The organism is Actinoplanes solisilvae (genome assembly GCF_003999975.1).
GTDB classification, from domain to species: Bacteria; Actinomycetota; Actinomycetes; order Mycobacteriales; family Micromonosporaceae; genus Actinoplanes; species Actinoplanes solisilvae.
The window spans coordinates 92,011-117,705 of record NZ_RJAC01000006.1; the positions used below are offsets into that span (position 1 = coordinate 92,011).

The window sequence follows — 25,695 nt, forward strand, 5'->3', positions numbered from 1 at the left end:
CCGCGTTTGGATCAATAGGGATAGCCGCTGCTGCGGGAGGCGCCGACCGGGTCGGCGTGCATGGCCCGCAGCATCGATGAGCTATCGGGGATGACATTCACCCGCCCCTCGGTGCCGCGACCGATCGCCGCGTAGACCTCGGGCCGGGCCGCCCGCATGATCAGCGCCCAGACGAACCCGACCACGGCGACGGCGACATAGAGCGTCGGGATGAGCCACTGGAACGGTGAATCGCCGTCGACCTGAAGCAGCTCGCCGAAGCCGATGCAGGTCGCCGCCAGCACGACGGTCAGCAGCAGGAAGGCCGCCGCGGGAGCGATGTAGGCCTTCCAGATGCTCTCCCGGCGCCGGTTGCGCATGAAGAACGCCAGCACCGCCGCCGAGGCCGCCCACATCAGGATGAGGACGCCCAGGCCGCCGATCGTCGTGAGCCACGCGAAGACGAAGACCAGCGGGTCGGAACCGACGAGTGCGTAGAGGCTGAGCACGATGATCGCCAGCACGCTCTGGGTGATGGAGCCGAGGAGCGGAGCACCGGTACGGGGGTGGGTGCGTCCCCAGGCGGCCGGCAGCACGCCCTCACGGCCGAGGGCGAACTGGTAGCGCGACACGGCCGCGTGGAACGCCAGCAGGGCCGCGAAAACGCTGGTCAGGAACAGGATGTAGCCCAGGTCGACCAGGAAGCCGGGCAGGTGCGGCCCGACGAGCTGGAAGACCAGGTCGGTCTGGTGCTCAGCAGCCCTGGCGGCGATCTGGTCGGGGCCGGTGCTGACCGACATTGCCCAGGCCGAGAGCGCGCAGAGAACGCCGGCGAGGATGACCGCGATGTGGGTGGCGCGGGCGATCGTACGCTTGGGGTCCTTGGCCTCCTCGGAGAGAACCACGGTGGCCTCGAAGCCGACGAAACCGGCGATCGCCAGCACCAGCAGGATGCCGACCACCGGGGTGGCCAGCGGCGCGGGGGAGAACTGCGAGAAGGTCAGGTGGCCGTCGGCCGGGTTCGTGACCATCACGAGGTCGTAGATGATGACGATCGCGATTTCGAGAACGAGCAGGACCGCCAGGACCTTGCCGCTCAGGTCGACCCACAGCAGGCCGAGGACCGCGACGGCGAACCAGGCCGCTATCGCGCAGGCGTACCAGGGCACGGAGAGCCCGAACGCGGCCAGGATGCCGCTGGCGACCGAGCCGAAGAGCCCGAACAGACCTATCTGCATGAGTGAATAGGCGGGCAGGGCGACGAAGGCCGCCCCCACGCCGACGACGCGTCCTAAGCCGTGACTGATGTAGGAGTAGAACGCGCCGGTGTTGACGATGTGCCGGCTCATGGCGACGAAGCCGACCGTGAACAGGGAGAGGAGGCCGGCCGTCACCAGGTAGGCGATCGGGACGGCGGTGCTGCCGATGATCGCGTAGATCGTCGTGATCGAACCGATGATCACGGTGAGCGGAGCCGCGCCCGCGACGCCGAAGAAGACCACCGACGGTACGCCCAGCCGGTTCTTGGCCAGCGCCTTCGAGACGATGTCCGGCTGTTCGGGTTCCATGCGTTGCACCAGCAGCCTCCCGGCCCAATGGTCAGAGTTGTTGTGCCGCAGGTGGTGGCGCCCCGTGGCGCTCACCGCCGGCCGACAGTGACGACCGAACCCACGGAGGCTTCGGTGTATTCGACGAGCTCCCGCAGGTCGGCGGGGAGCGACCCGACGGCGCTGGGCAGCGTCTGGAACGCGTGCCGATGCGCCTCGAAGTCGTAGAGGACGTGCCGGGTGAGGCCGGTCGCGGCCACGAGGCCGATCAGCACCCGATCACTGATGCTCATGCCGATGCCGCGGACCAACAGGTTGGCCAGCCGGGCCGGCGCCCACGCGGCGGCGTTGCGCTGCGCCGCGCTGTTGGGCATGTAGAGGGTCTCGGTGGCCGAGAACATGCGCCGCCGGGTGACCGGCTCGACCGCGCCGAGGCGGGAGAGCCGCTCGCCGACCCTGATCGCCGCGTCCTGCGAGAGGAAAGCCAGCCAGATTCGTACGTCCCTGTGTTGCGGCTGGGCCACCAACAGGTCGAGAATGTCGTGCGCGAGCGAGTCCGACGGCGGATGCCGGTCGAGGATGATCAGGTCTCCGTCGGAGATGCCGATCCGTCCTTCGAGGATCAGCTCGCCGAGCAGCGCGGCGGCCAGGCCCAGGCCGGTCGCTCGTGGATGGAGACGAGACCGGCCCGTGCGGTCCTCGTGCGCGATCAGGAAGTACTGGTCAGCCAACACGCCGCCACGCCCCTTAGACAACGGTTGTTGATGTGCGGTCGGATTTCGTGACCACCATGACCGTGATGATCACTGTCGGTAGAGAACGTTGTGACTCGATGTCCGCGCATCATGTACCCGGGCGAAGGGCCAATACAAGAAGGCTAGTACTTTTTGTTTGGTACGCCGTGTTTGGATCATGGAGGCGTGACCCGTAGTATCGGTCCCATCAGGACCGAGGGAGTCCAGGTGTCCGTTGATGAAGGACCGACCCTGCGCCGCCGCCGTCTCGGAGCGGAACTCAAGCGCTGCCGCGAGGCTGCGGGGCTGACGCAGGAGAACGTCTCCAGGCATTTCGAGTGGCACGCCGCCAAGGTCACGCGCATCGAGACGGCGCGCGTCGCCGTGACCCCGCGCGACGTCAAAGACCTGCTGACGCTGTACGGCGTCGGTGATCAGGACTATCGCGAGGCGCTGGTCGAACTGGCCCGGCTCTCCCGCGAGCGCACGTGGTGGACGGACTACCGCGACATCATGCGGCCCGGCAACTTCGTCGGTCTGGAGGCGGCCGCCGCGGCGATGCGCGCCTGGGAGCCGATCATCGTGCCGGGCCTGCTGCAGACCGAGGCCTACATGCGCGCGCTCATGCGCACGGGTCGCTCGAACGAGTCACCACAGCAGACCGACCGCCGGGTCTCGTTGCGCATGACCCGCCAGAGCCGCATGCGCGGGGATCGTCCTCTCGAGCTGACCGCCATCATCGACGAGTCGGTCGTGCGCCGCGTGGTGGGCGGCGGCGAGGTGATGAACGATCAGCTTCGGCATCTGATCGAGGTTGCTCAATTACCCAATGTGATGTTGCAGATTCTGCCCTTCGGCGCCGGCGAACACACGTTCCTCGGCGGTTCAGCGGCCCTTTTGGAGTTCCGGGAGACCACCCATTTGGATGTTGTCTATCTTGAAGGTCTTGCGGGAGACTACTACGAAGAGCAACCATCCGAGGTTGCCCGTTACCGGCAAGAGTTCGAGCGATTGAGCGCTCTGGCGCTGGATCGCCGAATGACCATCAAGATGATCGAGAGCCTGCTCGTCGCGTAGGCACCACGATCCCGAGACAACCGCATATGAAGGGAGGTGCTTGACTTGCTCACGCACCAGTTCAACGCTGCTGTTCTCACCGGCGCGGTCTGGAAGAAGGCCAGTCGCAGCAACGGCAACGGTGGCAACAACTGCGTCGAGGTCGCCTTCCTCGACCAGGGCGTCGCCGTCCGGGACAGCAAGGACCGTTCCGGCCCCGCGCTCATGTTCACGACGGCGGAATGGACCGCCTTCGTCGACTCCGCCAAGGACGGCGAGTTCGACATCAATTCCTGAGCGCAGAGCCTACCCATAGGCACGCACCGATGGGAAGTGCCTACGCAAAGTAAACCCTCTCCGGTGCGTGACTCCATCGGGTGCCGTGGCCCTGATTACCGGGCGTCGCGGCACCCGCACTCTGAATGGTTTTCAGGGGCGGTCCTCACCCATTCCGGTGAACGATTTCGGGCCGCGAGCTAAACTGCTCGAACGGCGCTGATCGAATGGCGCGAAAGCCGCACAGCCCGAGGCTGTGCGGCTTTTCTGCTCACGGAGAGTCAGGCGCGACCGAAGTTCTGGGTCCAGTAGGCGGTGCCGTCCGAGGCGCTGACGACGCCGACGCCGATGGCCTTGCTCGCGCAGTTCAGGATGTTCTTGCGGTGGCCGCTGCTGTTCATCCACGCGGTCACGACCTGCTGCGGCGTGCGGTAGCCGTAGGCGATGTTCTCGGCCGCCGCGTCCTTGCGCGGGTAGCCGGCCCGCACCTCGCGGGTCACGAAGTTGCTGCCGTCGGAGCCCGTGTGGCTCATCGTGCCTGTGCGGGCCATGTCGGCGCTGTGCGCGCGGGCCGAGGCGGTCAGGCGGTCGTCGACGCGCAGGGCCTTGCAGCCCTGGGCGACGCGCTCGGCGTTGGTCAGCTTCACGACCTCGGTCTCGTACGCCGCCTGGTCGACGACGGCAACCTTCTTGCGCGGGGCCTCGGCGGTGGCGGCCGCGTAGGCGGGGGCGCCGATGAGCGTCGGGACGGCGATGAGGGCGGCGGTGACGACGGCGCGGCGGACGAAACGCTTCAAGGTGTGGCCCTTTCCTCGGCTCCTGCGGTCGAGGATCAGTTCGGGCCGGGCCGGGCCGGATTGAACGAAGGACCCGGAAGGCAACGGCGGGCAACGAAGCCGCTACCTCCCGGGTCTGTTTTGCGGGGGTCAGACGGTCAATGTCCAAGTGTTGATGTAGCCGGTGTCGCGGGCGTACGTGTCCTGCACCCGCAGCTGCCAGGCCCCGTTCGCGGTCTCGCTCGACAGATTCTTGGTGTACGTGGTGTTGACGTTGTCGGCGCTGTCGGAGGTCGACGTGGCCTTCAGGTTGTAGACCGTGCCGTCCGGTGCGACGAGATCGACCCGCAGGTCACCGCGGTAGGTGTGGACGATGTTCACCGCGATCGTCGAGCTCGACGAGGCGGCCCGGGCGCAGCCGGAGATCGTGATCGTGCTGTTCACCGCGGCGCCCGCGTCCGGGATCGACACGTCGGTGCCGTTCGTGCCGGCGCAGTCGCCGGTGGGCGGCGGCGTCGTGGTGCCGCAGGTAGGGTCGGCCGACTGCGCGGGCACGTTGACCGCGTCCCAGGCCGCCTTGACGGTGTTGAACTCGGTGCAGCCGTTCGGGAAGAGGCTCTTGGCCGCGGTCAGCGTCCAGGTGCGGTACTTCAGGTACGACGAGCTGGACGTCTTGATCAGCATCGCGTTGTACATGATCTTCATGGCGTTCTGGATGCCCAGGCCGGTGATCGCACCCGAGCCGCTGCACCGGGTGCTGGCCGGCTGGCCGTTGGCCGGGTTGGTGCCCTCGGCCAGCAGGTAGAACCAGTGGTTGCCGGGGCCGGCCGCCGCGTGCACCTCGTCGCCCGGCGTGCTGCTGGAGTAGCAGTTGTCGTCCCCGGCGAGCGACGGGTTGTACATGTACCGGATCGGGCCGCTGCCGACCAGGTTGACCTCCTCGCCGACCTGGTAGTCGGGGGCGTCGTTGGGGTTGTTGATGAACCACTCGGTCGCCGCGCCGATGGTGTCGGCCACGAATTCCTGGGTGCCGCCGCGCGAGATGCCGCCCGGGGTGTGGTCGTCGATGCCGTGGCCCAGCTCGTGCCCGACTACGTCGGCCGACGCGATCCAGTTCCCGGCCGTGTTCTTGCCGATCTGGATCTGGGTGCCGTCGTAGTAGGCGTTCTGGTCGTTGAGGCCGACGCGGATCGGCCAGGCGCCGCCGCTGCCGTTCTGGCCGTTGCGGCCCAGCCACGACGAGAGCATCGCGTACTGCTTCTGCGCCACGTAGAAGGCGTCGACGCAGCCGGTCTCGCGGTTGGTGCCGGTGCCGTTGCCCCAGACGTTGTCCGGGCCGCTGAACGTCGTGTTGTTCGCCGAGTCCTGGCAGCGGATCGTGGTGTGGCTGGGGTCCTGCAACAGGAAGTTCGAGCCCGACTGGGTGGTGTCGATCGAGACCGAGCCGTTGATCCAGCCGGTGCCGCTGCCGGCCGCGCCGGTGACGTGTTCGGTGGTGCGCAGCACCTTGCCGGTGGCCGCGTCGACGGCGACGGTCAGGCGGCTCACGCCGTCGGCGCCGGTGCCGTTGACCGTCGTCTCCCAGGCCAGCTTGCTCTCCTCGGCGAGCACCACCAGGTTCGTACCCTCGACGCCGGTCACTGTCTTGAGCTGGTTCTTCGCGATTGTGGCGGCGGCCTCCGACCTGATCGCCGCGGTGGTGGAGAGCTCGCCGATCGGGGTGCTCTGGGCGACCGAGGTGTGCTTCGTGCGGCCGGCCGCGTCGGTCACGACCACGAAGTCGCCCCCGCGAACCGGAAGGCCGTTGTAGGTGCGCTCGTAGGGCACGTAGGACAGACCGGCCGACTCGATGACCGGTTTGCGCTGGAAGGACTCGTGCGAGCCGGCGTGCAGGATGGCGGGACGGCTTCCGACCAGGGCGTCGGCCGAGGCGGCGGGGTCCTTCGGCGCGGCGGTGGCCGGGCCGGTGACCGCGACCAGGGCGCCGGCGGCCGCGGTGCCGGCCGCCAGCGCGATGATCAGGGGGATTCGACGTTTCACGCGGTTGCTCCTTCCCCGCCCGGGGTCACGGGCGGGCTCAAGGTTCGTCGGGACGACTTGAGGGAGACGCTAGGCATCGATGAGCGTCACCGAATCAGGGAAAACCCTTGCGCGCGTACGCGGCCGGTTGCGCATGATTCAACATGGTGAACGGCGATTCAACTGAACGCTGCGTAATCTTATGAGTTCGTAAAGTGACATCGTTACCCCTGGCAGGGCGCAACAGGGTGGGGCATCATGACCGGACAGCGTCCCTTCAGGAGTGTGTGATGACCTCACAGCTCGAGCTCGCGGCCCGCACCGCGTTCGCCCAGGTGCTCAACGCCTGGCGCACCCGGCGGGGCCTGTCCAAGAAGCAGCTCGCCGCGTCGATGGGCTACCACCCGTCCTACATCAGCCACGTGGAGAGCCTGCGTCACCACGCGACCTTCGAGTTCGCCGGCCGCGCCGAGGCGGTCCTGGCGAGCGGCGGCGAGATCATCGCGCGCTACGAGCAGTGCCGCCAGGCCGCCGGCGAGCCCGCGCCTGCCCCGACCGTCCGCAGCGACTACGAGGCCAGCCCCATGCTGCCGGCCACCCTCGTGATCGAGGAGGAGAACGCCACCCTCTCGTACGCCGAGGGGTGGTATTTCGCGCGGGTCGACCGCGTCGTCCGCAACGTCGGCGACCGGCCCGTCACCTGCTACCCCGTGCGCGTCGACGTCGACCGCTTCCCCGACCAGCCGGGCGTCTCCCGGCGGCTCTATGCCGAGAGTCCACTGCAGCTCTCCGACCTTGACTTCGAGGCGTCGGCGGGCGACGAGCGGCCCGAGCCGATGGAGGTGCGGGTCACCCGCTCGTCGGACGCGTACCTCAAGATGATCCTGGTCTTCGGCAACACTCGGGCGCGGTTCCCGCTCTACCCGGGCGAGCGCACGCGCGTGACCTATTCGTACCGCGTGCCGGCCAGCCTGTGGGGTCAGTGGTTCCAGCGCGACATCCGTTTCCCGACGCGGGCGCTGACGATGTCGTTGCGGCTGCCGGCCTCCCTCGCCGGCGAGGTCAGTGCCGAGATCCTTTCGTACGCGGGCATCAAGGGTTTCTCGCCGACCGAGTCGCTCGGCGAGAACGGCACGGTCGTCTACACGCTGCGCTTGCGCGAGCTGTTGCTCACCAGCCAGGTGCGCCTGCGCTGGCGCTTCGCCGAGCTCGCCCCCACGGGTGTCACCGACCGCGCTGCCTAGGGATCCGGGCGTAACGCGTGAGCGGGACGACGCTCGTGCCGGGCGGCATTCGATCGGTGTAGAGACGGCCGTGCAGGTGGTCGATCTCGTGCTGCACCATGCGGGCCGTCTCGCCGTGGAACGTCGTGATCTCGGCGTGGCCGTCGGGTTGCTGATGGGCGACCGCTATGCGCGTGGGGCGCTCGACCTCGCCGCGCACGTCGAAGAAGCTCAGACACCCCTCGTACTGCACGTCGCGCTGCGGTGACTCGTCGACCACCCGCGGGTTGAGCAGGATCAGCTCGCCGCCCGCGGGCCCGCTGCGGCCGGCGACGGGACGCACCACGGCAGCGGCCCGGTCGATGCCGATCTGCGGGGCGGCCAGGCCCATGCCTTTGGCGAACGGGTAGGCGCGCACGACGCGGTCGGCCGTGGCCCGGAGGCGCTCGACGACCGCCTGGGCCTCCGGCGCCTCGCGGGGAAGATCGAACGGGTGGGCGGTGGCCCGGATCGCCGGATCGCCGGCCTGCACGATGCCGATCTCGACCATGCGACGGGCGGGGCTGATCTCACCTGGCCGGCGGCCCCGCACCGCCCAGGCCGTCGCGGTCAGGGCGATGGTGCCGTCGGCCGAGGTGGGAAGCCGCGACCGCAGCCGCTCACGGATCTCGGCCCGCACGTCGCCGCCGAGCGTGGCCAGGTAGGCCGGGGCGGCGCCCTGACCACCCAGGAACGGCAGCCAGAAATCGTCGAAACCCGCGAAGACCGTGGGGATCTCGATCGGGCGGGTCGAGACCTCGACCAGGCCGGCGCCGGCCCACGCGGTCCGCAACGCGGCCTCCTGGCAGATCGGGAAGCGCGAACCCTCGTCGTGGTCGGCGGCGGCCGGCACGACCTCGGCGGCGACGTCCCAGAACAGGCGCATCATGCGCATGCCGGCCGCGTAGTCCCAGACGTAGGCGGCGACGACCGCGCCCGGGGCGGCGACCCGTACGAATTCGGCGATCGCCTTCTCGGGGCGGGGCACGAAATTGAGGGACAGCCCGCTGACCACCGCGTCGAAACGGCCGTTGCGCAGAGGCAGGGCGGCGGCGTCACCGGCGACCGCGCGAGCACCGTCGGGTGTGGATCGCAGGAAGCCGCGCGACGGGTCGAGCCCGACGACGCCGGCCGCACCCGCGCTGATGATCGCCGAGCTCAACGCCCCGGTGCCGCAGCCGGCGTCGAGCCAACGCCGTTCGGGCGGCACGTCGATCCAGCGAACGAACTCGGTGGCCACCCTGCGGCTCCACCGACCGACATAAGCCTCATAGTCGTCGCCCACCTGCCAGACATCCCCGTTCATGCCCTGACTCTGCCTCACGAGGGACACGGTATGAAGCCCTGTGGATACCGAGGGCTACTTCCCGATCGAAGATTGTCGTTATCGCTTCGTGACCCGCTGGTCAGAACAAAAGTCCGCGAGCCCGCATCGCATTGAATGACTCAGCAGATGCGAAAGGAAACCCCGATGAAGCGTGCCACCCTCGCCCTCGGTCTCAGCGGTCTCGCCGGTCTGGTGCTGTTCACCGGTGCCTGCGGATCGGGCGCGGCCCACCTGGAGGGCTCGGCGGTGCCGTTCGGCGCCTCGCCCGCCCCGTCCACCGCCCCGGTGTCGCCGGCGTCCGCACCGGTCGTGACCGCGACCTCGGCCTCGCCGAGCGCGCCGGCCGCGACGACGAAGCCCGCCACCACCGAGAAGCCCCAGCTGGGGACGGTTATCGGCCCGCGCGGTCTCGGGGCGGTGCGGCTCGGAATGAGCATGTCCGCGGCCAGCGCGACCGGGCTGATCGGCAAGTGGGTCAACCCGGCGACCGGAGCGACCACTCCGGAGGGTGGCGGCTGCAGCATGACCGCGCCGCTGAAGGAGGCGCCTAGCGACGACGCGACGGTGTACGGCGGCAAGGACCGCGGCATCATCGTCATCAGCGCCTACGGCAGGATCCGTACGCCCGAGGGGATCCGGATCGGCAGTTCGAAGGCCGCGCTGCTCGAGGCCTATCCCACGTGGCGCCCGATCGCCGAGGAGAACCCGGAAGCCGACGGGCGGGGTCTGGTGGCCGTGCCGGGCAACTCCAAGGCGAACTACCGGATTGCGACCGTGAACGGCAAGGTGGCCCAGCTGGCGCTGCAGTTCAAGACCCAGGACTGCTACGAGTGAACCATCTGCGGCATCAGATCTGGCGATCGCGGCCGGCGAAGAAGCCGGCGATCATCTGGGGCACCATCAGGCAGAGGACCAGGGTCAGCGGGCCCCGCCAGCCGCCGGTCGCGTCGTGCAGGGCGCCGACCAGGAACGGGCCGGGGATGGCCAGGATGTAGCCGACACTCTGAGCGAACGCGGACAGCCGCACCACCGTGGCCGGGGTGCGCCCGCGCAGGGCGATCATCGTCAGCACCAGGGGGAACGCGGTGTTGACGATGCCCAGGAAGACCGCCCACAACCAGGGGGCGGCGGCCGGGTCCCACCACAGGCCGCCGTATCCGGCCAGGCCGAAGACGCCCAGACCGACGGCGATCCAGCTCTGCGAGCGCAGACGGCCGGCCAGCGCGGAGAGGGCGAAACCCAGGGGCACGCCCAGGAACGACGTGACGGCGAACAGCACCCCGGCCCGCTCGGCCGAGACGCCGGCGTCGCGGTAGATCTGCGGGAGCCAGCCGATGATCACGTACGCGGACGTCGACTGCATGCCGAAATAGATCGCCAGCGCCCAGGCGACCGGGTGCCTGCTGACCCGTACGAGGGCCTCGGTCTTGATCTCGGTGGGGCGCTCGAAGGGCTCGCGGGCCAGCGGGAGCCAGGACGGCACGGCCAGGATCGCGACCAGGGCCCAGCAGGCCAGACCGAGACGCCAGTCGCCACCGAAGGCGTGATCGGTGAGCGGGACCGTGGCCGCGGCGGCGGTGGTGGCGCCGACGTTGAGCGCCACCGAGTAGAGACCCGTCGTGGCGCCGACCCGGTCGGGGAAGCGGTCCTTGACGACCGACGGCAGCAGCACGTTGACCACGGCGATGCCGGCCAGTGCGACCAGGCTGAGCAGCAGGAACAGGACGGTGCCGGGAGCGTACGGGCGGACGGCCAGCCCGGCCGCGAGCACCGCCAGACCGGCCAGGATCACCCGGGACGCGCCGAAACGGGCGGCCAGCCGGGGCGCGGTCAGACCGACGGCGGCGAAGCAGATGACGGGCACGGACGTCAGCAGGCCCGCCACGGTCGAGCTCATGCCCAGGCCGTCCCGGATCTCGTCGAGCACCGGGCCGACGCTGGTGACCGCGAGCCGCAGGTTCACGGCGGCCAGCAGCAGGGCCACCAGCGCGGTCATCCGGCGTTTCGACGTCAGGGCTTGCTCGGCTGTCACCACTTACACATCATGGGCTGCCCGAAGATCGGGGTCACACCCTGTCCTGCTCCTGTTCCACCTGCTGGTTCCACTCGCGCTTGGAGGACTGCCAGCCGTCCTCGTTCATGCCGTCGCGCCAGTAGCCCGAGATCGAGAGCTGGTCCATCGGGATGCTCTTCTCGATCTTGAGGAAGCGCCGCAGGTCTTTCACGAAGTTCGCCTCGCCGTGCACGAAAGCCTGCACCCGGCCCTCGGGGAACTCGTAGCCACGCACGGCCTCGATCAACGCGTGGCCCACGGGACGTCCGTCCCGGTGCAGCCAGGTGATGTCGGCGAGGCCCGGACACTCGAGTTTCTGCTCCTCGTCGGCGTTCTCGACCTCGATGAACGCGCGGACCGGACGATCGGCGGGCATGCCCTCGAGCGCGGCGCCGATGGCCGGAAGGGCACTCTCGTCACCGGCGAGCAGATGCCAGTCGGCGGCCGGGTCGGGAGCGTAGCCGCCGCCCGGGCCCATGAAACGGAACGGGTCGCCCGGCTTGGCGGCGACCGCCCACGGGCCGGCGATGCCCTCGTCGCCGTGCACGACGAAGTCGACCCACATCTCCGAGACCTCGGGGAGCCACTTGCGGATCGAATACGTGCGGACGGCGGGCCACTGATCGCGCGGCAGGCTCTCGCGGATCACGCCCATGTCGAACGGCTCGGGATAGACGACCCCGGGCTGCGGGAAGAGGGCCTTGACGTAGTGGTCGGTGCAGGTGCCGGCCGCGATCCCACTGATGGCGTCGCCGCCCAGAACGACGCGGACCATGTGCGGGCTGAGTTGCTCAACCCGGCTGACGACCGCCTCGGTCACCGGACGTGCGGGCCTGTTCGCCATGTCGTACCCCTCTTCCTTCGCTGTGCGTTGGGGTGCCGATTGGTAAGGCTACCCTCACCTCCTATGCCGCTGGGTGACACATGAGGGGCGGCCCGCGAAACGCGGGCCGCCCCTCATGATGTGTGCCTGGCTTCTACTCCCAGCTGGTGCCGCCGACGCGGCGTCGCCGGGTGAAGGCCATGATGATCAGGCCGACCATCAGCAGGACCGCGGCGCCGCCGATTACCGCGACCGTGTTGTTACCGGTCAGGGCGAGCAGTCCACCGTCGTCGTTCTTCTTGGTGCTGGCCGCCTGCACCTGGGCGACCTGCTCCTCGACCGGCGCCTTGTTGCCGGAGTTGAACTGGCCGTCCTCGTAGGTGTAGTCGGTGCCGGCGGCGGGAGCGCTGCTGCTGCTCGCGCGGGGCTTGGGGGCCTTCGTCGCGGGCTTGGTCTCCTCGTCGCCGTTGGTCTGCGACTCGTCCTCGTTGGTGTTCGCCGGGGGCTTGGTGGTCGACTTCGGGCCGTTCGCCGGGGGCTTGGCCGGGGTGGTGGCCGCCTTGGTCGGGTCGGGCGTGAAGTCGTCCTTCACCGTCGGGGCGGTCGCGGGAGGCTTGGTCGGCGTCTTGGTCGGGGCCTGGGTCGGAGCCTTGGTGGGGGGCTTGGTGGGCGCGACGGTGCTGTTGGGGTTGCCCGGCGTGCCGCCGTTGTTCCCGCCGTCGCCGTTGTTCCCTCCGTTGTTGCCGCCGCCGCCGTTGTTCCCGCCGCCGTTGTTCCCTCCGTTGTTCCCGCCGCCGTTGTTCCCGCCCCGGTTGCCGACGGTGATGCGGACGGAGTCGATCGCGGGGGTCTGGTTGGCGCGCTGCATCATCGGCGTGCGGTGCGAGCCGTCACCGGCCCACGAGGCGCACTGCGCGATGCCGTCGGTCGGCATGCCCGGAACCTGGATGACGACCTCGTCGGGCGTGGCGCCGCCCTTGCTGTCCTCGGTGGCGACGAAGAACGCCGGCACCGGCTCGGGCGCGGGCGCCTCGTCAGCGTTGGGCAGCATGCGGCACGCGGTGTGGAAGTGGCCGCGGACGAGACCGTCCTTGAGGACCGAGCTCTCCACGTAGTAGCCGCCCTTGCCGGCCGCGAGGAAGCGGTCGCGGATCAGGTTGCGGGTGCTGATCGTCAGCGAGAAAGGCGTGTTCGCCGCGACCTGCTTGGGCGCCTTGGTGATCAGCAGGCTCGGGTTGTCCTTGGCCTCGGCGAGCTCACCGAACTCAGTGGAGACGCACTTGCTGCCGAGCTGGAAACCGTCGTGCGGCGCCAGATTGCTGTCGATGCACGTGTCGGTCAGGATCACCTGGCCGTTGACGACCTTGCCGGCGCCGCTGCCCTCGGGCGCGTCGTTCTCGGCCGCGCCCGAGATCTGGGCGAAAGCCACGGTCGCACCCAGGGCGGCGATCACGGCTCCGACCGCGAACAACCGTCGGTTGCGTCCCGACGGCGCGGCGGTCGCACGGCGGTAAGCAGACCTACGCATGCGTGATACCTCATCTTCGCAGAATCCACCCGGCCCAAATTCCGACCGGCTCCCAGACGGTATGAGCCGTCCGGCGGGAAAGCAATTCCGCGAGCGAAATTGATGAATTCTTAGGCGAAACTTAAAGAAGAAATATGGGGTTCGCCTCGAACCTCGGGCATCCCCCGAACGGATGATGCCGAGGGTTCAACCAAGATCGCAAAAAACTTACTGACCTGCGGCTTCCGTCTGAGGCCGCCGCGGACCGGCCGAAGCCCCTCGGGGTCGCCACGTCTGCTTGGAAATGTAAGGCACGAACGGCCCGATGCACCCTTGGAAGTGACTGAGAAATGTATTCCCGCAGCTCATTTCCGCGATTCCCACGACAAATTCAACCGTTCGTGTCGCGGCCGTCCGGACATCGGGGGAGTATGAAGAACGGCGCGGTGCGCGAGGAGGGCCTTGTCTGGCCGGTCGCCGCGCTGTGCGGTCGCGGAGGTGAGTCAGGGGCCGGTAATCTCCAGTACGGCCCAGTTGTCGTAGACCGTGACGGTCGAGCCGTAGCCGGCGCCCCGCGTGCCCGAGCGGTCCATCGGAGCCTTCTGTTGGAGGTAGGCCTCCGTGAGCCATTTCTGATAACCAGCCCACTCGGCGGGCGGCACGGCCTGCTTCGCGCAGTCGAAGATGTAGTCGTGCAGGTTGCCGTCCTGGCGCCGGTTCACTCCCTGGCCGCCTCCGGAGCAGGAGAGATACCGCAACTGGTTCTGCTGATCCACGTCGATCACGGCCAGCAACATGCGGCCCTTCTCCGGTTTGGCCGCGCCCACGTGGTGCTCGCTCTCGGACCAGCCCTTGCTTGTCGTCCGTCGGTAGGTCTGTTTCAACTTCCAGCGCTTTTCCAGTGCCAGGGCGACCGCCTGGCCGTTCGGGCCGGGTATCGCTCCGAAATCCCAGGCGCCCGATTGCCTCGTCCGCGCCGGCGCCGCTGGCGTGGACGAGGCGGTGGATGCGGTGGACGCGGTGGACGGCATGGCGCTTGTGGCCGCTGATGCGGCGGTGGCCGCCGCGGATCCCGGTGACCGTGCCGTTCCGGTGGGCCCGGCGTCAGCCGAACAACCGGCGGCGGCGAGCAGTCCGGCCAGCAGGGCTGTCACAGCTGTAACCTCCCGCGTCCTCCTCGCTCGCGACGCGTCGGTGCTCAGTTGTCGTGCTCGCGAGTCCCGCACTGGTCTCCTTGAAGATCGTTTAGAGCGCACAGGCGAGACTAAGGCATCGATGCCTGACAGTTCCTGGAAGTCCACTGTGATGTGTCACCCATTGATCAACATGGTTGGGTTGATCTAGCTTCGGCGCGACCATGGCGCGTCTTCTGCGCGCCGCATGTCCCACCAACGGGGAGATCCATGTGAGAACCACCAGACGGCGTCTGTCCTGGGCGGTGATAGTGCTGTTACTGGCCAATCTCGTGTCCATGACGGTCGCACGACCCGTTCTGGCCGCCACACCGTGCTACGCCGAGAGTTGTGACGGCAAGAGCCCCTTCGACGCGACGATCACCAGCGGTTGCGGATCGTTCGTCCCCTACCTTCAGGCCGGCAGCGAGGATCGGGCGATCATCACCCTCCGCTACTCCAAGACCTGCCGTGCGGCCTACCTTGAAATGGTCTTCGAGCCCCTTCCGAACACCCCGCAGGCGTTGGGCATGTTCTACACGCCGCAGTACAGCAGCCGGGCGAAGGTTCGGAACGACGTCGTCTCGGCCAGCAGCACCGTGTCCGCAAGCCGGTTGGTCAGCTGGGACTATTCGATCAAGGGCTGCTACTACTGGTCCCCGGTCGGCTCGCTCACCGACCTGGACCCCGACGGCAAGAACATCTACGACACGGCAGGTTTCTGCACGCCATGGTCGTGATCCGCGCTCTTGCCCGTCGCGAACGGCGGGCAACCCTGCTCTTCGGGAGAAAATCGATGTTCAGCAGACGACGGCTGCGCACAGGTGTGGCACTGACCGCAGTGCTCGCCCTGGGTGCCGTCGCCGGTGTCAACGGACCGGCCCAGGCCGCGCAGGGACGCGAGGACTTCCGTCTCAGCGGCGCTGACGGAGCTGTGATCGACCCGGCCAAGGCGCTCGGCGGCGACTATCGCCAGTCCTCCGACGTCCTGGTTCACGGTGTCGCCGACGTCAACGGCTATCACATCATGGTGGCCCGCGAGAAGGACGCGTACGCCTGGACGACCCTGGCCACGCTCGGGACCAGGCTGACCGACCTCGGCGCCGTCACCGGTTACACGTGCGTGACCGGATCCGGAAAGTACGCGGTTGCGGTCTACGCCCCGGCCATGGCCGTCAACAAGCCGGCGATGGTCAAGGCGGGCGGATTCGCCGCCGTGGTCGAGGTGGCCACCGGCAAGGTGACCCAGGTTGCCAGCCGCGTCGAGCTGGCGTACTACAACCCTGCGTGCGGGCCCACCGACCGGGTTCTGCTGACCCGTTCGCTCGGCCAGCACGACGAGCAGACCGAGCTGATCGCGGTGGACGCCGCGGCCGGCAAGGTGCTCAGCACTCGCAAGATCGACGCCCAGGTCACCGCGCCGACCGCCGGGCCGAAGGGTGACTACGGCATCGTACGAGGCGATCTGGCCCGGCTGGACTCGGCCGGCAAGGTGCATCGCGTCGCCACACTCGACGGGCCGGCCTTCGCGGTCCGCTCAACCGGTAGCGGTGCCATCGACGTGCTCACCGCCGAGGACGCCAAGGCTGTCGCGCAGCGATTCGACGCCGGCGTGCTGACGAAGCTCGGTTCGGGCCCGCGCACGGGTCTGGCCCTTCTCGGCCTCTCCGGCGGCCGTAACGCCCTGGTGGGCGAGGTCTCCGGTGTCAACGTCGAGGGCAAGGCGCGCCTGACCAAGCTGGCCAGCAGCGAACAGGTGCGGGCTGTGTCGAGCGAGGGGCATCTGCTGCTGAACCGCGCGCAGAGCCGCCAGCTCACCGCGCGGGTAGGCAAGCTGTCCGTCGCCCACGACCCGATCACTGCCACCGACGTGGACGTCGAGGTGCGGACTGTCGGCAGTGGCCGGTCCGCCACCGGAACGATCGCCGTCGCGACGGTCGACACGGACACCCGAGCGCAAGCCGCGACGGCCACGGCAGCGGCCCGGGGAAACGCGCTCGGGAGCGCGACGAAGACGGCGACGACGGCGGGCTGGGAAGACCCGGGCGGCGGCTATTTCCCTGACCCCGGAGAAACGCCGGGCTGTTCGGTCGGGCGTAACTCGCTGAACGTCCAGGTGCCGCAGCCCAGCTACAACCAGGTCGAGTGGGCTGTCGATCTGGCGGTCCACAGCGGGCTTACCATCCGGCGGCCGAAGAACTACCTGAACACGCGCATGGAGGAATACGGCATCCAAGGCATCGGCTATTGGCCGCTGGCCGCGGGTGCGATTGGAAAAATTCCGTCCCAGCTCGTGCTCGCGATTCTTGCCCAGGAGACCAACCTCGCGCAGGCGTCCTGGCGCGCGGTGCCCGGCGATGCCGGCAATCCGCTCGTCGGTGACTACTACGGGGACGGCGACGGAGTCGTCCCGGTGATCGACTGGAAGAAGTCGGACTGCGGATACGGCATCGGCCAGGTGACCGACGGCATGCGAAGCTCCGACACCGGCGTCAAGGTCACCATCATGGAGCAGGTGGCGATCGCCACTGACTATGCCGCCAACATCGCCGCATCGCTCGACATTCTGGTTCAGAAGTGGAACCAGCTGCAGGCGATCGACATGCACATCAACAACAACGACCCGAACTACATCGAGAACTGGTATCTCGCGGTCTGGGGTTACAACAGCGGGATCTACAACCCGACGGGTGGCACGAACCCCTATGGTGTGGGCTGGTTCAACAACCCGGCGAATCCGCGCTATCCCGCAAACCGCCTGCCATTCCTGCGGGGCAGCCTCGACGACGCGAGCCACCCCGGGGACTGGCCCTACCAGGAGAAGATCATGGGGTGGGCCGAGCGGCCCCAGTGGCACTGGGTCGACGGCCTTCCGGCTCAGAAGTACCTGGGACCGACATACGGCTCGACCAATGCCGACGTTTTCCAGCTCGAGCTGCCGTACGACCAGTCGCCGACCTACCTGCACTTCTGCAACGGGCTGTGGCAGACCTGCAAGGGGTCGAACTTCCCGAACCCCTGCCCGGCCAACGACAGCACCTGCTGGTGGCACGGATCGACCGGTTGGGCGGACTGCGTGGTGTCCTGTGCCACCGAACGGGTGGTCTATCGGCCCGGCGATCCCGAGCCGGCGGTGGAGCCGTCGTACCCGCGGAACTGCACCCGGTTCTCCCGTCCGAGCGGCAAGACGGTATTCATGGTGGACGACCTGAGCGACGGCACCGAGAACGTGTTGGGCTGCCCAGGTGATACCCAGGGAGGTAAGTTCACCATCCGGGCCGGAGCCCCGACCGGTGACGTGCCTACCTACAACATGGCGACCGGCAGTACGACATATATGGTCGCCTACTCCAAGTACGGACAATGGGATCTGCACCAGCTCGGCGCCGGGTACCAGGGCCATATGTGGTTCACGCACGCCGATCAGCCTGACCTGGCGCCGATCCGTAAGGTCGTCGGCACGTGGACACCCAACCTGACCAGCGCCGGGAAGTACGACATCCTGGTCAATCTGCCAAGTCACGGCGGCACCTGGAACAGGGCGGAGTACCTCTTCTACGACGGGGCTGACTCTCTCACTCCCGCGGCCACCCCCTGCGTGATCAACCAGGACACCACCGAGGACAAGTGGGTCTACCTCGGCACCCGGACGCTGAAGCCGGGCGCCAGGGTGCAGCTGCACAACATGTATGAGGGCGCTGACGGCAGCGTCAACATCGCGTACGACGCGGTGGCGTTCGTCGAGGCTGGATCGGCGACGCACACCTGCGGGTCCGCCTACAGCGGATGACCGACCGGGGCCGCCCGCCGTCGGTGGGCGGCCCCGGGCCGGCTGTGCCAAGATCGAGGGCATGTCCGACGAGGAGAACGGGGTCGTCGTCTTCGAACAACTCCGGCACGAGTGGATGAACCATCGCGCGCCCGTTGCGGACCACCTTCGTCCCGGCCTCGACGACAGCGAACTGGACGCGGTCGAGGCGTCGACAGGGCTGGTTCTTCCGTCGGAGATGCGCCGGTGGTGGGGGTGGCACGACGGGGTGCAACGCCGGGTCCCAGGGACCGCGCTGGGGCCGGAAAGCCGGCTGGGGGCCGGTGGCTGGGATCTTCTGTCGCTGTCGGAGGCGCTGGCCCACCGCGCGTCCCTGATCGAGCTGACCGCGGAATTCGTCGAGGACGACGAGGTCCGGTGGCTCCCCGAGTGGCTGCCGGTCGTGGGCTACGACAGCAACTACCTTTTCATCACCGCCGGGGCGCCCCGGGCGCCGCACTCGTCGGTGCGCCTGTGGGCCCGTACGCCGGACGACCCCTACACGGTGCGAGCGCCGTCCTGGATCGCCGCGGTCGCGGTCTTCACCGAGCTGTTGCGCGGCGGCGAATACACCTTCGACCCGTCGTCGGAACGCTGGAACGGTCCCGAACGGCTGCCCGCTGACCCCAACGCCCGGAAACTTCTGTGAGGGGCTGAGCGGCCGGCCACGGCCGGCCGCTCAGCGATGCGTTCAGCAGACGTAGAACGTCTTGTTCGTGCTGTGGACCGGAGCCACGAGCGGAATGGTCAAGAACGGGGTGCCGTTCTTGGTGATCGGCGGAGTGACCAGTTCCAGGCCCCACTCGGCGGTGCTGAAGGCACACTCCGTCTTCTTGTACATGCCGTTCAGCAGCGATCCTTCCTGTTTGTTCTCGGTGTCCGAGACCAGACCCAGTTGCGTGCTGATCGGCTCGTTCTCGCCGCCGGTGTAGCGGGCCCAGGAGACGCCTTGCTCGGATGAGTAGAACGGGAACTCGTCACAGTTGTACGGCTTGCCGTCCGGGCCTTCCGGGCGAGGGGTCGGGCAGGTGGTTTGCCCGTACTGTGCCTGATTGAGCCAATCCCGCGGCCAGCTCTTCTTCTTCTCGTCCTCGCTGGCGTAGTTCTGGACCACCCAGGCGGGGTAGCGCCGGAGGCCGGCATCGTCGTTGCGGGCGGCCCCTGCTGCGTCGGCGACCGTGGGGAAGAACATCGCGATGTTCATGCACGGGTCGTCGAACATGCCGCCGCGACGTGTCAGATCCAGGCAGCGCTGAGCCGCGTCCTCGGCCTGAGCTTCGGTGATGGTCCAGCGGTCGCCCCTTCGCGTGTCCACGTAGTTGATGATTCGTTGCTTGATCGTCTGCAGCGAACTGTCGCCGCGGAGCACCGAGTTCACCATGGCCGCGAACTGCCGCTGTCCCACGTCGTTCGGGTGCCAGCTGCCGGAACCAGGATCCGACGTGCCGCTGCCGTCCTCGGACGCGCCTATCACCGCTTCGGTCCATCGGTGGTCGTCCTCGCCCGAGAAGATGTTCTGACAGGCCCAGTGCTTGCCGCCGTCGCTGATGAGCCGCCATTTGAGGGTCGAGTTGACGTAGCGGATGTCCACGCCCTCGTCGTGGACCTCGGAGACCGCCTTCATGGTGGCCGCGGTCAGATGATGGGTCAGCTCGTTGAGGAAGAGCTGGGTTCTGGCGCTCATGCCGAAGCACGTACCGTGCGCCCCCTCGTCGGGACGCATCTGCGGGTAACCGACCACGATGATCTTCGCCTGCGGCGCCCGCGCGTGGATCGCGTGGTACGTCGCCTTGAGCTTGGCCGGGAGCCGGTTCTTGATGAGATCGGTCTCGTAGCGATAGAGCGGCTCCGGGTCGACATTGCCGTTGTCGCGGGTCAGTTTGTAGTCGTCCACCTCGCAGCCGTCGGCCAGCCGGAGGATGCAGCCTCGGATCACTTCGGCGAAACGGACGTCGTTGCCACCGATCGAGATCGTCACGTGCGTGGTGTCCGCGTCCAGATAGCCCTGATCGACCTGGGTCATCTCACCGTGCTGGAACTTCGCCGCTCCCCAGTCGGTGTGTCCCCCGGCATCTGAGGCAGCGGGGGGATTGTTGACCGCTTCGGCCGCGACGCCGACGGTCGTCGTCCCGGAACAGGCGATGAGGGCGAAGGAGGCCTTGCCCTGACCAGCCTGCTGCTCGATGGTCTCGGCCTGCCCAGGCAGCTTGATCAGCCGGGGAAACGCTCCGGCGGTCGAACGGTGACAGGCGTTCTTGTCGGTCGGCCCGCCGTTGCCCCGCTTGAGGTCGCTGTTGCGATCGTACGGCGCCGTACCCTCGCCCGAGGAGTACGAGTCCCCGAGCGCCACGTACTGAGCGGTCGGCTTCGTCGTCGGGGTGAACGCCACGGCGTCGAACACGATGCTGTCGCTGCCCGTGCCGTCCGGACTCTCGTTTGTCAGCGACACACTGGCCCGGCCGGCCAGCGGGAAGACGCCGAGATCGACCCAGCGGTTCTGTTGCCAGGTCTGATTGACCACCCGGTAGCGGGTCTGTCCGTTGCCGAGGTTGATGACGTACTTTGCCTGCTGGCTCCAGGCTCCGTGGTCCGGAACGGAGACCTGGACGCGGGTCCAGCCAGTCATCGACTCGGCCAACTGCCAGACACCGGTGACCTTCAGTTTCCCGCCCAGATGCCCGGGCTTGCGGGTGTGAGCCCGCCAGAAATGGGCGCCGAAGCCGGCTCCGATCTGGTGGAAGTCCACCTTGGACGAGTAGAGACCTTTGGAGTCGGCGGCGAAGCTCAGGGAGAAGTCGCCACCATCGGTCCAGTCCCGGGCACACGGCCGCGCGAGCGGCACGCTCTTCTCGATATTGTCGATCACCTTCGCGCCGGCGAGTAGCCCAGCAGTGTCACACTTCGGCGGGAAGCTGACTCCGTCGTCCTGGTAGGCGTAGCCCGGATCGAAACGAAGAACCTCGTTGCCGCAGGTGTTGCACGGCTGGCCCACGGCCGCCTTCCAGCCGACGGGCTCGTGGTACCAGCACCGCAGGTCGTACAGCCCCTTGTCGTTCTTGTTCAGGCAGGGGCCGGCCGGCTCGTTGACGACGTCCGGGTCGTTCGGCTTCTGCGACGCGGCGGGGTCGCAGTTGTTCGACGCGTTGCAGAACAGTTTGGCGTCGGGCTTGACCTTGATGCGGTCCTCGACCGACGTCCACCACGCGGCCCGATAACCGGCCACGTCCGTGGTCGGCGACTCGGCCGAGGTGATCGGGTGACCCGCCCAGCCCAGAACCTTCTCGGGGTACGGCCAACGCTGCGGGTTGCGGGCGTCGTCGTAGGTGTATTCCAGGAACGGTTTGCGCTGAGGGTCGTAGCGGGGGTTGATCGGATTGTTCAACCAGCCGACGCCCCACGGCTTGCCGTCCGCCTTGTTGGGGTAGAGCCCCGAGTTGTAGGCCCAGAGGGCGAAGAACCAGTTCTCCAGTTGAGCCGGATCGGCGTTGTGCACCCGCAGGCCGGCGTTGTAGGTCTGGTTCCACTTGTCCTGCAAGATCCGCGCACCGGCCGCGACGTTGGCCGCGAAGTCGAGGGCGACGGCCTGCTGGATCGGGTAGGCCAGTGACGTCTCGATCTTGTTGCCGTTCTCGTCGGTCTTCTCCTTGCCGGCGAGCCGCATCCCGTCGGTGACCTGGGTGAGACCGTACCCGCAGTCGGAGTCCTTCCAGTCGATGTCCCAGTCGTCCTCCTCGCTGGTGTTGTATATCTCCCGGCCGTAGAAGTTTCCGATCAGGGGGTTGGCCGTGACACCCGGCAGCGCGTATCGGGCCGCCTGCCACATGTTGGACTCCTGAGCGATCACACCGAGAAGGATCTGCGGCGGGACGCGGCCGCCGTTGACCAGGTCGACCCGGGGGAAGTACTGCCGGAGGGTGTACTCGGGCATGCCGAGGTTCTTCCAGTTCGCCGACCGCTTGAGGTCGAGCGCTCCGGTGACCACCTGGTCGACGGCCCATTCCACCTGGCGCGGCTTCGGCTGTACGGCCTGAGCGCGCGGGTCGTTACGCGCGATCGCGCAGTACCGCTCGTCGGTGCCCTCCGACGGTTCCGACGGCGAACCCGCCGCGGCGGCTGCCCGCTTCGACGGAGCGGGCGAGGCCAGCGCCGGGCTGGACTCCCTGCCTTCGGTGAGAGCAGCTTGGTTCCCGTCGGGCACGACGTCGAACTGGAGCGCTGCTCCGGTCGCCTGGACCTTCGCGTCGATGCGTACGGGCTCGGCGGCGGCCGGATCGGCCGTCCGCAACCGGGGGTCCTCGGCGCCCGCCGCTCGCACCCGGGTCAGCGTGAGTTCTCCCAGCGACGAAATCTCACTGGTCACGGGTACGGCGAGCCGGCGTACTCCGGCGGGCAACGGGGCCACGTCGGTGACCGTGCCGGTGACGAATGACCGGCCTCCGGAGCCACGGACCAGACCCACCTCGGCCTGGCGGCCTTCGGCCAGCGTGCTTGGCTTGGCGCCGGATCGGCGGGCGAGATGTTTGACTCGGACGCGGTCCTCGGCGATGTCCATGAACGTCACGTTGCCGGCGGCGTCGGGCACAAGACGGAAGGGAACTCCGTCCGTCTCGGCCAGTCGCTTGATCCGCGCCGAGCGGTCGACCTCGACCAACCCGCCGCTGCCCGCAGCGACGATTTTGTCGCCTACGGGGACCGGCGAGCTCAACTCCGTGTTGAGCAGAATCGGCGCGGCGAGTTGCCCCTTGGCGGCGTCGACCGTGAAGACACGGCTGCGCACCGGCTGTTTCGGGTCGTCGACGCGTTCACCGCCGTACTGACTGAGGGCCGCTTTCTCGCCGGCTCCGCAACCTGGGTTGTGGTAGGCGAGAGAGGTTTGCACCGGCAGCTTCGTGACGGCTCCAGTGAAGATGTCCACCGTGGCGGCGAAGCCTCCGCGGTCGAAGAGATCCGGCTTGTTGGTGAAGGTCCGTGGCGCGTAAACGACAACTAGGCGACGCCCGGATCCTGTGAGGCACGCATTGCCGATCCAGGCGTCCGCGTCGAAGCCCGGCTCCATCAGGGTGGTGACGTTCTTCCAGGTGTAGCCGCTGTGCGCAGTGGCCGCCAGAACATGGAGGCCATCGGCGTCGCCGTTGAGCGTCCAGGCGACGTCCGATGACTTCTGCCAGCCGGACCGGAGGACCTGATCCCGCCGACGCGGGTCGACGGCGTCCTTCGTCGTTTCTTCTTTCACGCTTCGTGTCAGGGCCGGATCGGGGGAGGAGGGAGGCGAGGAGGGGGGCGCCGCGGCGGCAGCCACTGGACCGGTGCTGGTCACTCCCACGAGACCTAGGACCAACCCGATGACTGCGGCTCTGTAGAGCCGACCCCGATGATATCGATACATAAGCACTTTTTGCCCTTTTTAAGGATTCTCAGTATGAAGCGGTGCAGGCCCAGGTGGACTCCGGCTGGCTGGGTCCGCCGATGCACGCCCGCGCAACTAGGCCGGCGTCGTTGACCATGCGGGTGTACCGGAAGCCTGTGGGGCTGCCGGTGGTCGGGGCGTCGTAATAGGCGGTCTTTCGCAGGGTGCCGCCGCTGAAGCTCTGCACCTTGAATGACTGATAGGCGACTCCCCTGGCCCACGCGGCACGGCAGGTCGGGCTGTACCGAAGCTCGAGCCGGTAGCCTCCGTCCGGGTTGGCCAGGCTCTGCTTGGTCTCGGCGTCAGCCCCGCATCCGGTCGCCTCGGGGTCCTTGTTGTCGCAGGTGGAGGCGTAACAGGTGGCGGCTTGAGCGGCTGTGGGCACGCCGACCATCAACGTCGTCGCAACGGACGCCACGGCGAAGACGCCCATCAATTTTCTGGTAAAAGTGCGCACGACATTCCCTTTCGGTGGTGCGAAATGGTTTAAGCACCTGCCAGGAGACCTGTACGACGAGGCAGGCGCTAGATTCTGGGGCCCCCTTCGCAAGGCGGAAGGTGTTGCTATCGGAATTGACGTGAAATCCGAGAATCCACAAGGGAGCCGACCATTGCCGCAGACATTAGTAGTCGTTTCGGTCCGGTCGCAACCCCTTGATCGATCCGCGGCTATGTCCATGTGCGTCAGTGTTTGGTTCCCCGGGGCGAGCAAGTCTTACGGTGCTGACCAGCGTGCGCGCGTGTCGCGGGCGTGGGCCGGCCACCTCTGCCTATGGTGAAGATCACCGTTCTTCCCAAGGCTTCGACACGGGCGGGGCTTACCGGGTGTCGGCATCAATGGCCCTTGCGCGAACGTGCCGCATAGGTCATGATCGTTGGGTAGGCTGTTGGTCGGATAGTGTTGCGAAATCAGCAAGGGTGGGAATAGCCGCTACCCGACCGTGCCTTTGGTGGGCTTTGAGGCGGTCTTCCTGACAGTCCAGGTCGACTTGAATTGCCGACTCCCGGTCGAGCAATTAGTTGTCCTGTAAGTTTCGAGCGGCCCTCATTTGAACCGCCGCGGCGGATTCGTCCCCGATGCGTGCGGCGCCGAGTGCCCGAGGGCCTCGAGCGCCCGGCTCTGAGACCTCTTCAGCTCGGCCAGAGGCCGCGGGTGCGGTAGACGTCGCGCAGGACGGTCAGGCGGTCGGTCATGATGCCGTCGACGCCCAGGTCGAGCAGGCGTTCCATCTCGGCCGGGTCGTCGATCGTCCAGACGTGCACCTGCAGGCCCAGGCGGTGGGCCAGAGCCAGGAACCGGCGGTCGACCACGGTGATCCGGCCGAGGCGCGGGGGCACCTGGACGGCGGCGACCGACGCGGGCAACCGCAGCGGGAGCCCGGCCAGGGACGCCAGGCGCAGGCGGGCCACCGAGCGGGAGCCCAGCGACGTGGCGATCGACGGGCCGGCCAGCGCCCGCGCCCGGGTCAGGCGGCGGTCGTCGAACGAGGCCAGCAGCACGCGGTCGGTGGCGCCGGAGCGGGTCACCGTGCCGACGGTGGGGGCGACACCCGTGTCGGCCTTGATGTCGATGTTGAAGCGGATCTCGGGCCAGGCGTCGAGCACCTCGTCGAGCCGGGGCACCAGCGCCGCGCCGCCGATGCGCACCGAGTGCAGGTCGGCCCAGCTCAGCGACGAGATCGCGCCGGTGTGGCCGGTCACGCGGTCGAGCGTGGCATCGTGAAAAACGACCGCTACGCCGTCCGAGGTCGCGTGCACGTCGGTCTCGACGTAGCGATAGCCGAGCTTCACCGCGCGCTCGAAAGCCTCGACCGTGTTCTCGTCGCCGTCGGCCGCGCCTCCGCGGTGGGCGAAGGCGAGCGGCACGGAGCCGTCGAGGAAGGGCACGACCTTGATCTTAAGCGCCATGGAGCACCAGCCTGCTTCCCAGCCCACGCAGGGGGTCGGCG

General features: G+C 68.0%; 19 protein-coding genes. 7 read left to right on the forward strand and 12 right to left on the reverse strand.

Annotated elements, in window-relative coordinates; all coding sequences use genetic code 11:
* Positions 1-11: 11 nt before the first annotated feature.
* Together EER30_RS18195 and EER30_RS18200 are read right to left on the reverse strand one after the other, a co-directional pair.
* On the reverse strand, positions 12-1,547 hold the full coding sequence (locus EER30_RS18195) for an APC family permease (protein ID WP_127501673.1): 1,536 nt from the start codon (positions 1,545-1,547) through the stop codon (positions 12-14).
* A 71-nt stretch (positions 1,548-1,618) separates the two neighbouring features.
* The gene (locus tag EER30_RS18200) at positions 1,619-2,260 is read right to left on the reverse strand and encodes a GOLPH3/VPS74 family protein (RefSeq protein ID WP_127501674.1); all 642 of its coding nucleotides are present in this window, start codon (positions 2,258-2,260) and stop codon (positions 1,619-1,621) included.
* 228 nt (positions 2,261-2,488) lie between these two features.
* Between EER30_RS18200 and EER30_RS18205 the strand changes: the two genes are divergently transcribed.
* Positions 2,489-3,337, forward strand: coding sequence for a helix-turn-helix domain-containing protein (locus EER30_RS18205; protein ID WP_127501675.1), 849 nt, complete (start codon positions 2,489-2,491; stop codon positions 3,335-3,337).
* Between the two features lie 45 nt (positions 3,338-3,382).
* The gene (locus EER30_RS18210) at positions 3,383-3,613 is read left to right on the forward strand and encodes a DUF397 domain-containing protein (RefSeq protein WP_127501676.1); all 231 of its coding nucleotides are present in this window, start codon (positions 3,383-3,385) and stop codon (positions 3,611-3,613) included.
* A 260-nt stretch (positions 3,614-3,873) separates the two neighbouring features.
* Here EER30_RS18210 and EER30_RS18215 read toward each other — a convergent pair whose 3' ends face one another.
* Together EER30_RS18215 and EER30_RS18220 are read right to left on the reverse strand one after the other, a co-directional pair.
* Entirely contained in the window at positions 3,874-4,389 is a 516-nt protein-coding gene (locus EER30_RS18215) for a CAP domain-containing protein (RefSeq protein ID WP_127501677.1), read from the reverse strand.
* 129 nt (positions 4,390-4,518) lie between these two features.
* On the reverse strand, positions 4,519-6,408 hold the full coding sequence (locus EER30_RS18220) for a M4 family metallopeptidase (RefSeq protein WP_127501678.1): 1,890 nt from the start codon (positions 6,406-6,408) through the stop codon (positions 4,519-4,521).
* Between the two features lie 269 nt (positions 6,409-6,677).
* Here EER30_RS18220 and EER30_RS18225 point away from each other — a divergent pair, with 269 nt between their 5' ends.
* Entirely contained in the window at positions 6,678-7,631 is a 954-nt protein-coding gene (locus EER30_RS18225) for a helix-turn-helix domain-containing protein (protein WP_127501679.1), read from the forward strand.
* On the opposite strand, the gene EER30_RS18230 is transcribed toward EER30_RS18225, so the two are convergent.
* A complete protein-coding gene (locus EER30_RS18230; RefSeq protein WP_127501680.1) occupies positions 7,612-8,973 on the reverse strand; it encodes a peptide deformylase in 1,362 nt (453 codons plus the stop codon). The two genes, EER30_RS18225 and EER30_RS18230, sit on opposite strands and share 20 nt — an antisense overlap.
* A gap of 147 nt (positions 8,974-9,120) precedes the next feature.
* On the opposite strand from EER30_RS18230, the gene EER30_RS18235 reads away from it, so the two are divergent.
* On the forward strand, positions 9,121-9,810 hold the full coding sequence (locus EER30_RS18235; protein ID WP_127501681.1) for a hypothetical protein: 690 nt from the start codon (positions 9,121-9,123) through the stop codon (positions 9,808-9,810).
* A 13-nt stretch (positions 9,811-9,823) separates the two neighbouring features.
* On the opposite strand, the gene EER30_RS18240 is transcribed toward EER30_RS18235, so the two are convergent.
* From EER30_RS18240 to EER30_RS18255, 4 genes are all read right to left on the reverse strand, one after another.
* On the reverse strand, positions 9,824-11,011 hold the full coding sequence (locus EER30_RS18240; protein WP_240670113.1) for a CynX/NimT family MFS transporter: 1,188 nt from the start codon (positions 11,009-11,011) through the stop codon (positions 9,824-9,826).
* A 31-nt stretch (positions 11,012-11,042) separates the two neighbouring features.
* Positions 11,043-11,873 carry a siderophore-interacting protein gene (locus EER30_RS18245; RefSeq protein ID WP_127501682.1) on the reverse strand — a complete coding sequence of 277 codons (831 nt, stop codon included), beginning with the start codon at positions 11,871-11,873 and terminating at the stop codon, positions 11,043-11,045.
* A gap of 133 nt (positions 11,874-12,006) precedes the next feature.
* Entirely contained in the window at positions 12,007-13,380 is a 1,374-nt protein-coding gene (locus EER30_RS49705; RefSeq protein ID WP_127501683.1) for a hypothetical protein, read from the reverse strand.
* A gap of 482 nt (positions 13,381-13,862) precedes the next feature.
* A complete protein-coding gene (locus EER30_RS18255) occupies positions 13,863-14,513 on the reverse strand; it encodes a hypothetical protein (protein WP_127501684.1) in 651 nt (216 codons plus the stop codon).
* A gap of 317 nt (positions 14,514-14,830) precedes the next feature.
* Here EER30_RS18255 and EER30_RS18260 point away from each other — a divergent pair, with 317 nt between their 5' ends.
* The 3 genes from EER30_RS18260 (at position 14,831) to EER30_RS18270 (ending at position 18,988) form a co-directional block, all read left to right on the forward strand.
* The gene (locus EER30_RS18260) at positions 14,831-15,271 is read left to right on the forward strand and encodes a DUF2690 domain-containing protein (protein ID WP_164842367.1); all 441 of its coding nucleotides are present in this window, start codon (positions 14,831-14,833) and stop codon (positions 15,269-15,271) included.
* A 56-nt stretch (positions 15,272-15,327) separates the two neighbouring features.
* Positions 15,328-18,321 carry a golvesin C-terminal-like domain-containing protein gene (locus EER30_RS18265; RefSeq protein WP_127501686.1) on the forward strand — a complete coding sequence of 998 codons (2,994 nt, stop codon included), beginning with the start codon at positions 15,328-15,330 and terminating at the stop codon, positions 18,319-18,321.
* A 61-nt stretch (positions 18,322-18,382) separates the two neighbouring features.
* A complete protein-coding gene (locus EER30_RS18270) occupies positions 18,383-18,988 on the forward strand; it encodes an SMI1/KNR4 family protein (RefSeq protein WP_164842368.1) in 606 nt (201 codons plus the stop codon).
* A gap of 42 nt (positions 18,989-19,030) precedes the next feature.
* Here EER30_RS18270 and EER30_RS18275 read toward each other — a convergent pair whose 3' ends face one another.
* From EER30_RS18275 to EER30_RS18285, 3 genes are all read right to left on the reverse strand, one after another.
* Complete coding sequence (locus EER30_RS18275; RefSeq protein WP_127501688.1) at positions 19,031-23,572, reverse strand: golvesin C-terminal-like domain-containing protein; 4,542 nt, start codon at positions 23,570-23,572, stop codon at positions 19,031-19,033.
* Between the two features lie 181 nt (positions 23,573-23,753).
* Positions 23,754-24,179, reverse strand: coding sequence for a DUF2690 domain-containing protein (locus EER30_RS47105; RefSeq protein ID WP_164842369.1), 426 nt, complete (start codon positions 24,177-24,179; stop codon positions 23,754-23,756).
* Between the two features lie 698 nt (positions 24,180-24,877).
* Positions 24,878-25,654 carry a glycerophosphodiester phosphodiesterase family protein gene (locus EER30_RS18285; RefSeq protein ID WP_127501690.1) on the reverse strand — a complete coding sequence of 259 codons (777 nt, stop codon included), beginning with the start codon at positions 25,652-25,654 and terminating at the stop codon, positions 24,878-24,880.
* Positions 25,655-25,695: the final 41 nt, after the last annotated feature.

Bases quoted from the DNA above. Each gene is read 5' to 3' on its own strand.
- EER30_RS18195 (WP_127501673.1), bottom strand. From the start codon at position 1,547: ATGGAACCCGAACAGCCGGACATCGTCTCGAAGGCGCTGGCCAAGAAC.
- EER30_RS18225 (WP_127501679.1), top strand. From the start codon at position 6,678: ATGACCTCACAGCTCGAGCTCGCGGCCCGCACCGCGTTCGCCCAGGTG.
- EER30_RS18235 (WP_127501681.1), top strand. From the start codon at position 9,121: ATGAAGCGTGCCACCCTCGCCCTCGGTCTCAGCGGTCTCGCCGGTCTG.
- EER30_RS18245 (WP_127501682.1), bottom strand. From the start codon at position 11,873: ATGGCGAACAGGCCCGCACGTCCGGTGACCGAGGCGGTCGTCAGCCGG.
- EER30_RS49705 (WP_127501683.1), bottom strand. From the start codon at position 13,380: ATGCGTAGGTCTGCTTACCGCCGTGCGACCGCCGCGCCGTCGGGACGC.
- EER30_RS18260 (WP_164842367.1), top strand. From the start codon at position 14,831: ATGACGGTCGCACGACCCGTTCTGGCCGCCACACCGTGCTACGCCGAG.
- EER30_RS18265 (WP_127501686.1), top strand. From the start codon at position 15,328: ATGTTCAGCAGACGACGGCTGCGCACAGGTGTGGCACTGACCGCAGTG.
- EER30_RS18270 (WP_164842368.1), top strand. From the start codon at position 18,383: ATGTCCGACGAGGAGAACGGGGTCGTCGTCTTCGAACAACTCCGGCAC.
- EER30_RS47105 (WP_164842369.1), bottom strand. From the start codon at position 24,179: ATGGGCGTCTTCGCCGTGGCGTCCGTTGCGACGACGTTGATGGTCGGC.
- EER30_RS18285 (WP_127501690.1), bottom strand. From the start codon at position 25,654: ATGGCGCTTAAGATCAAGGTCGTGCCCTTCCTCGACGGCTCCGTGCCG.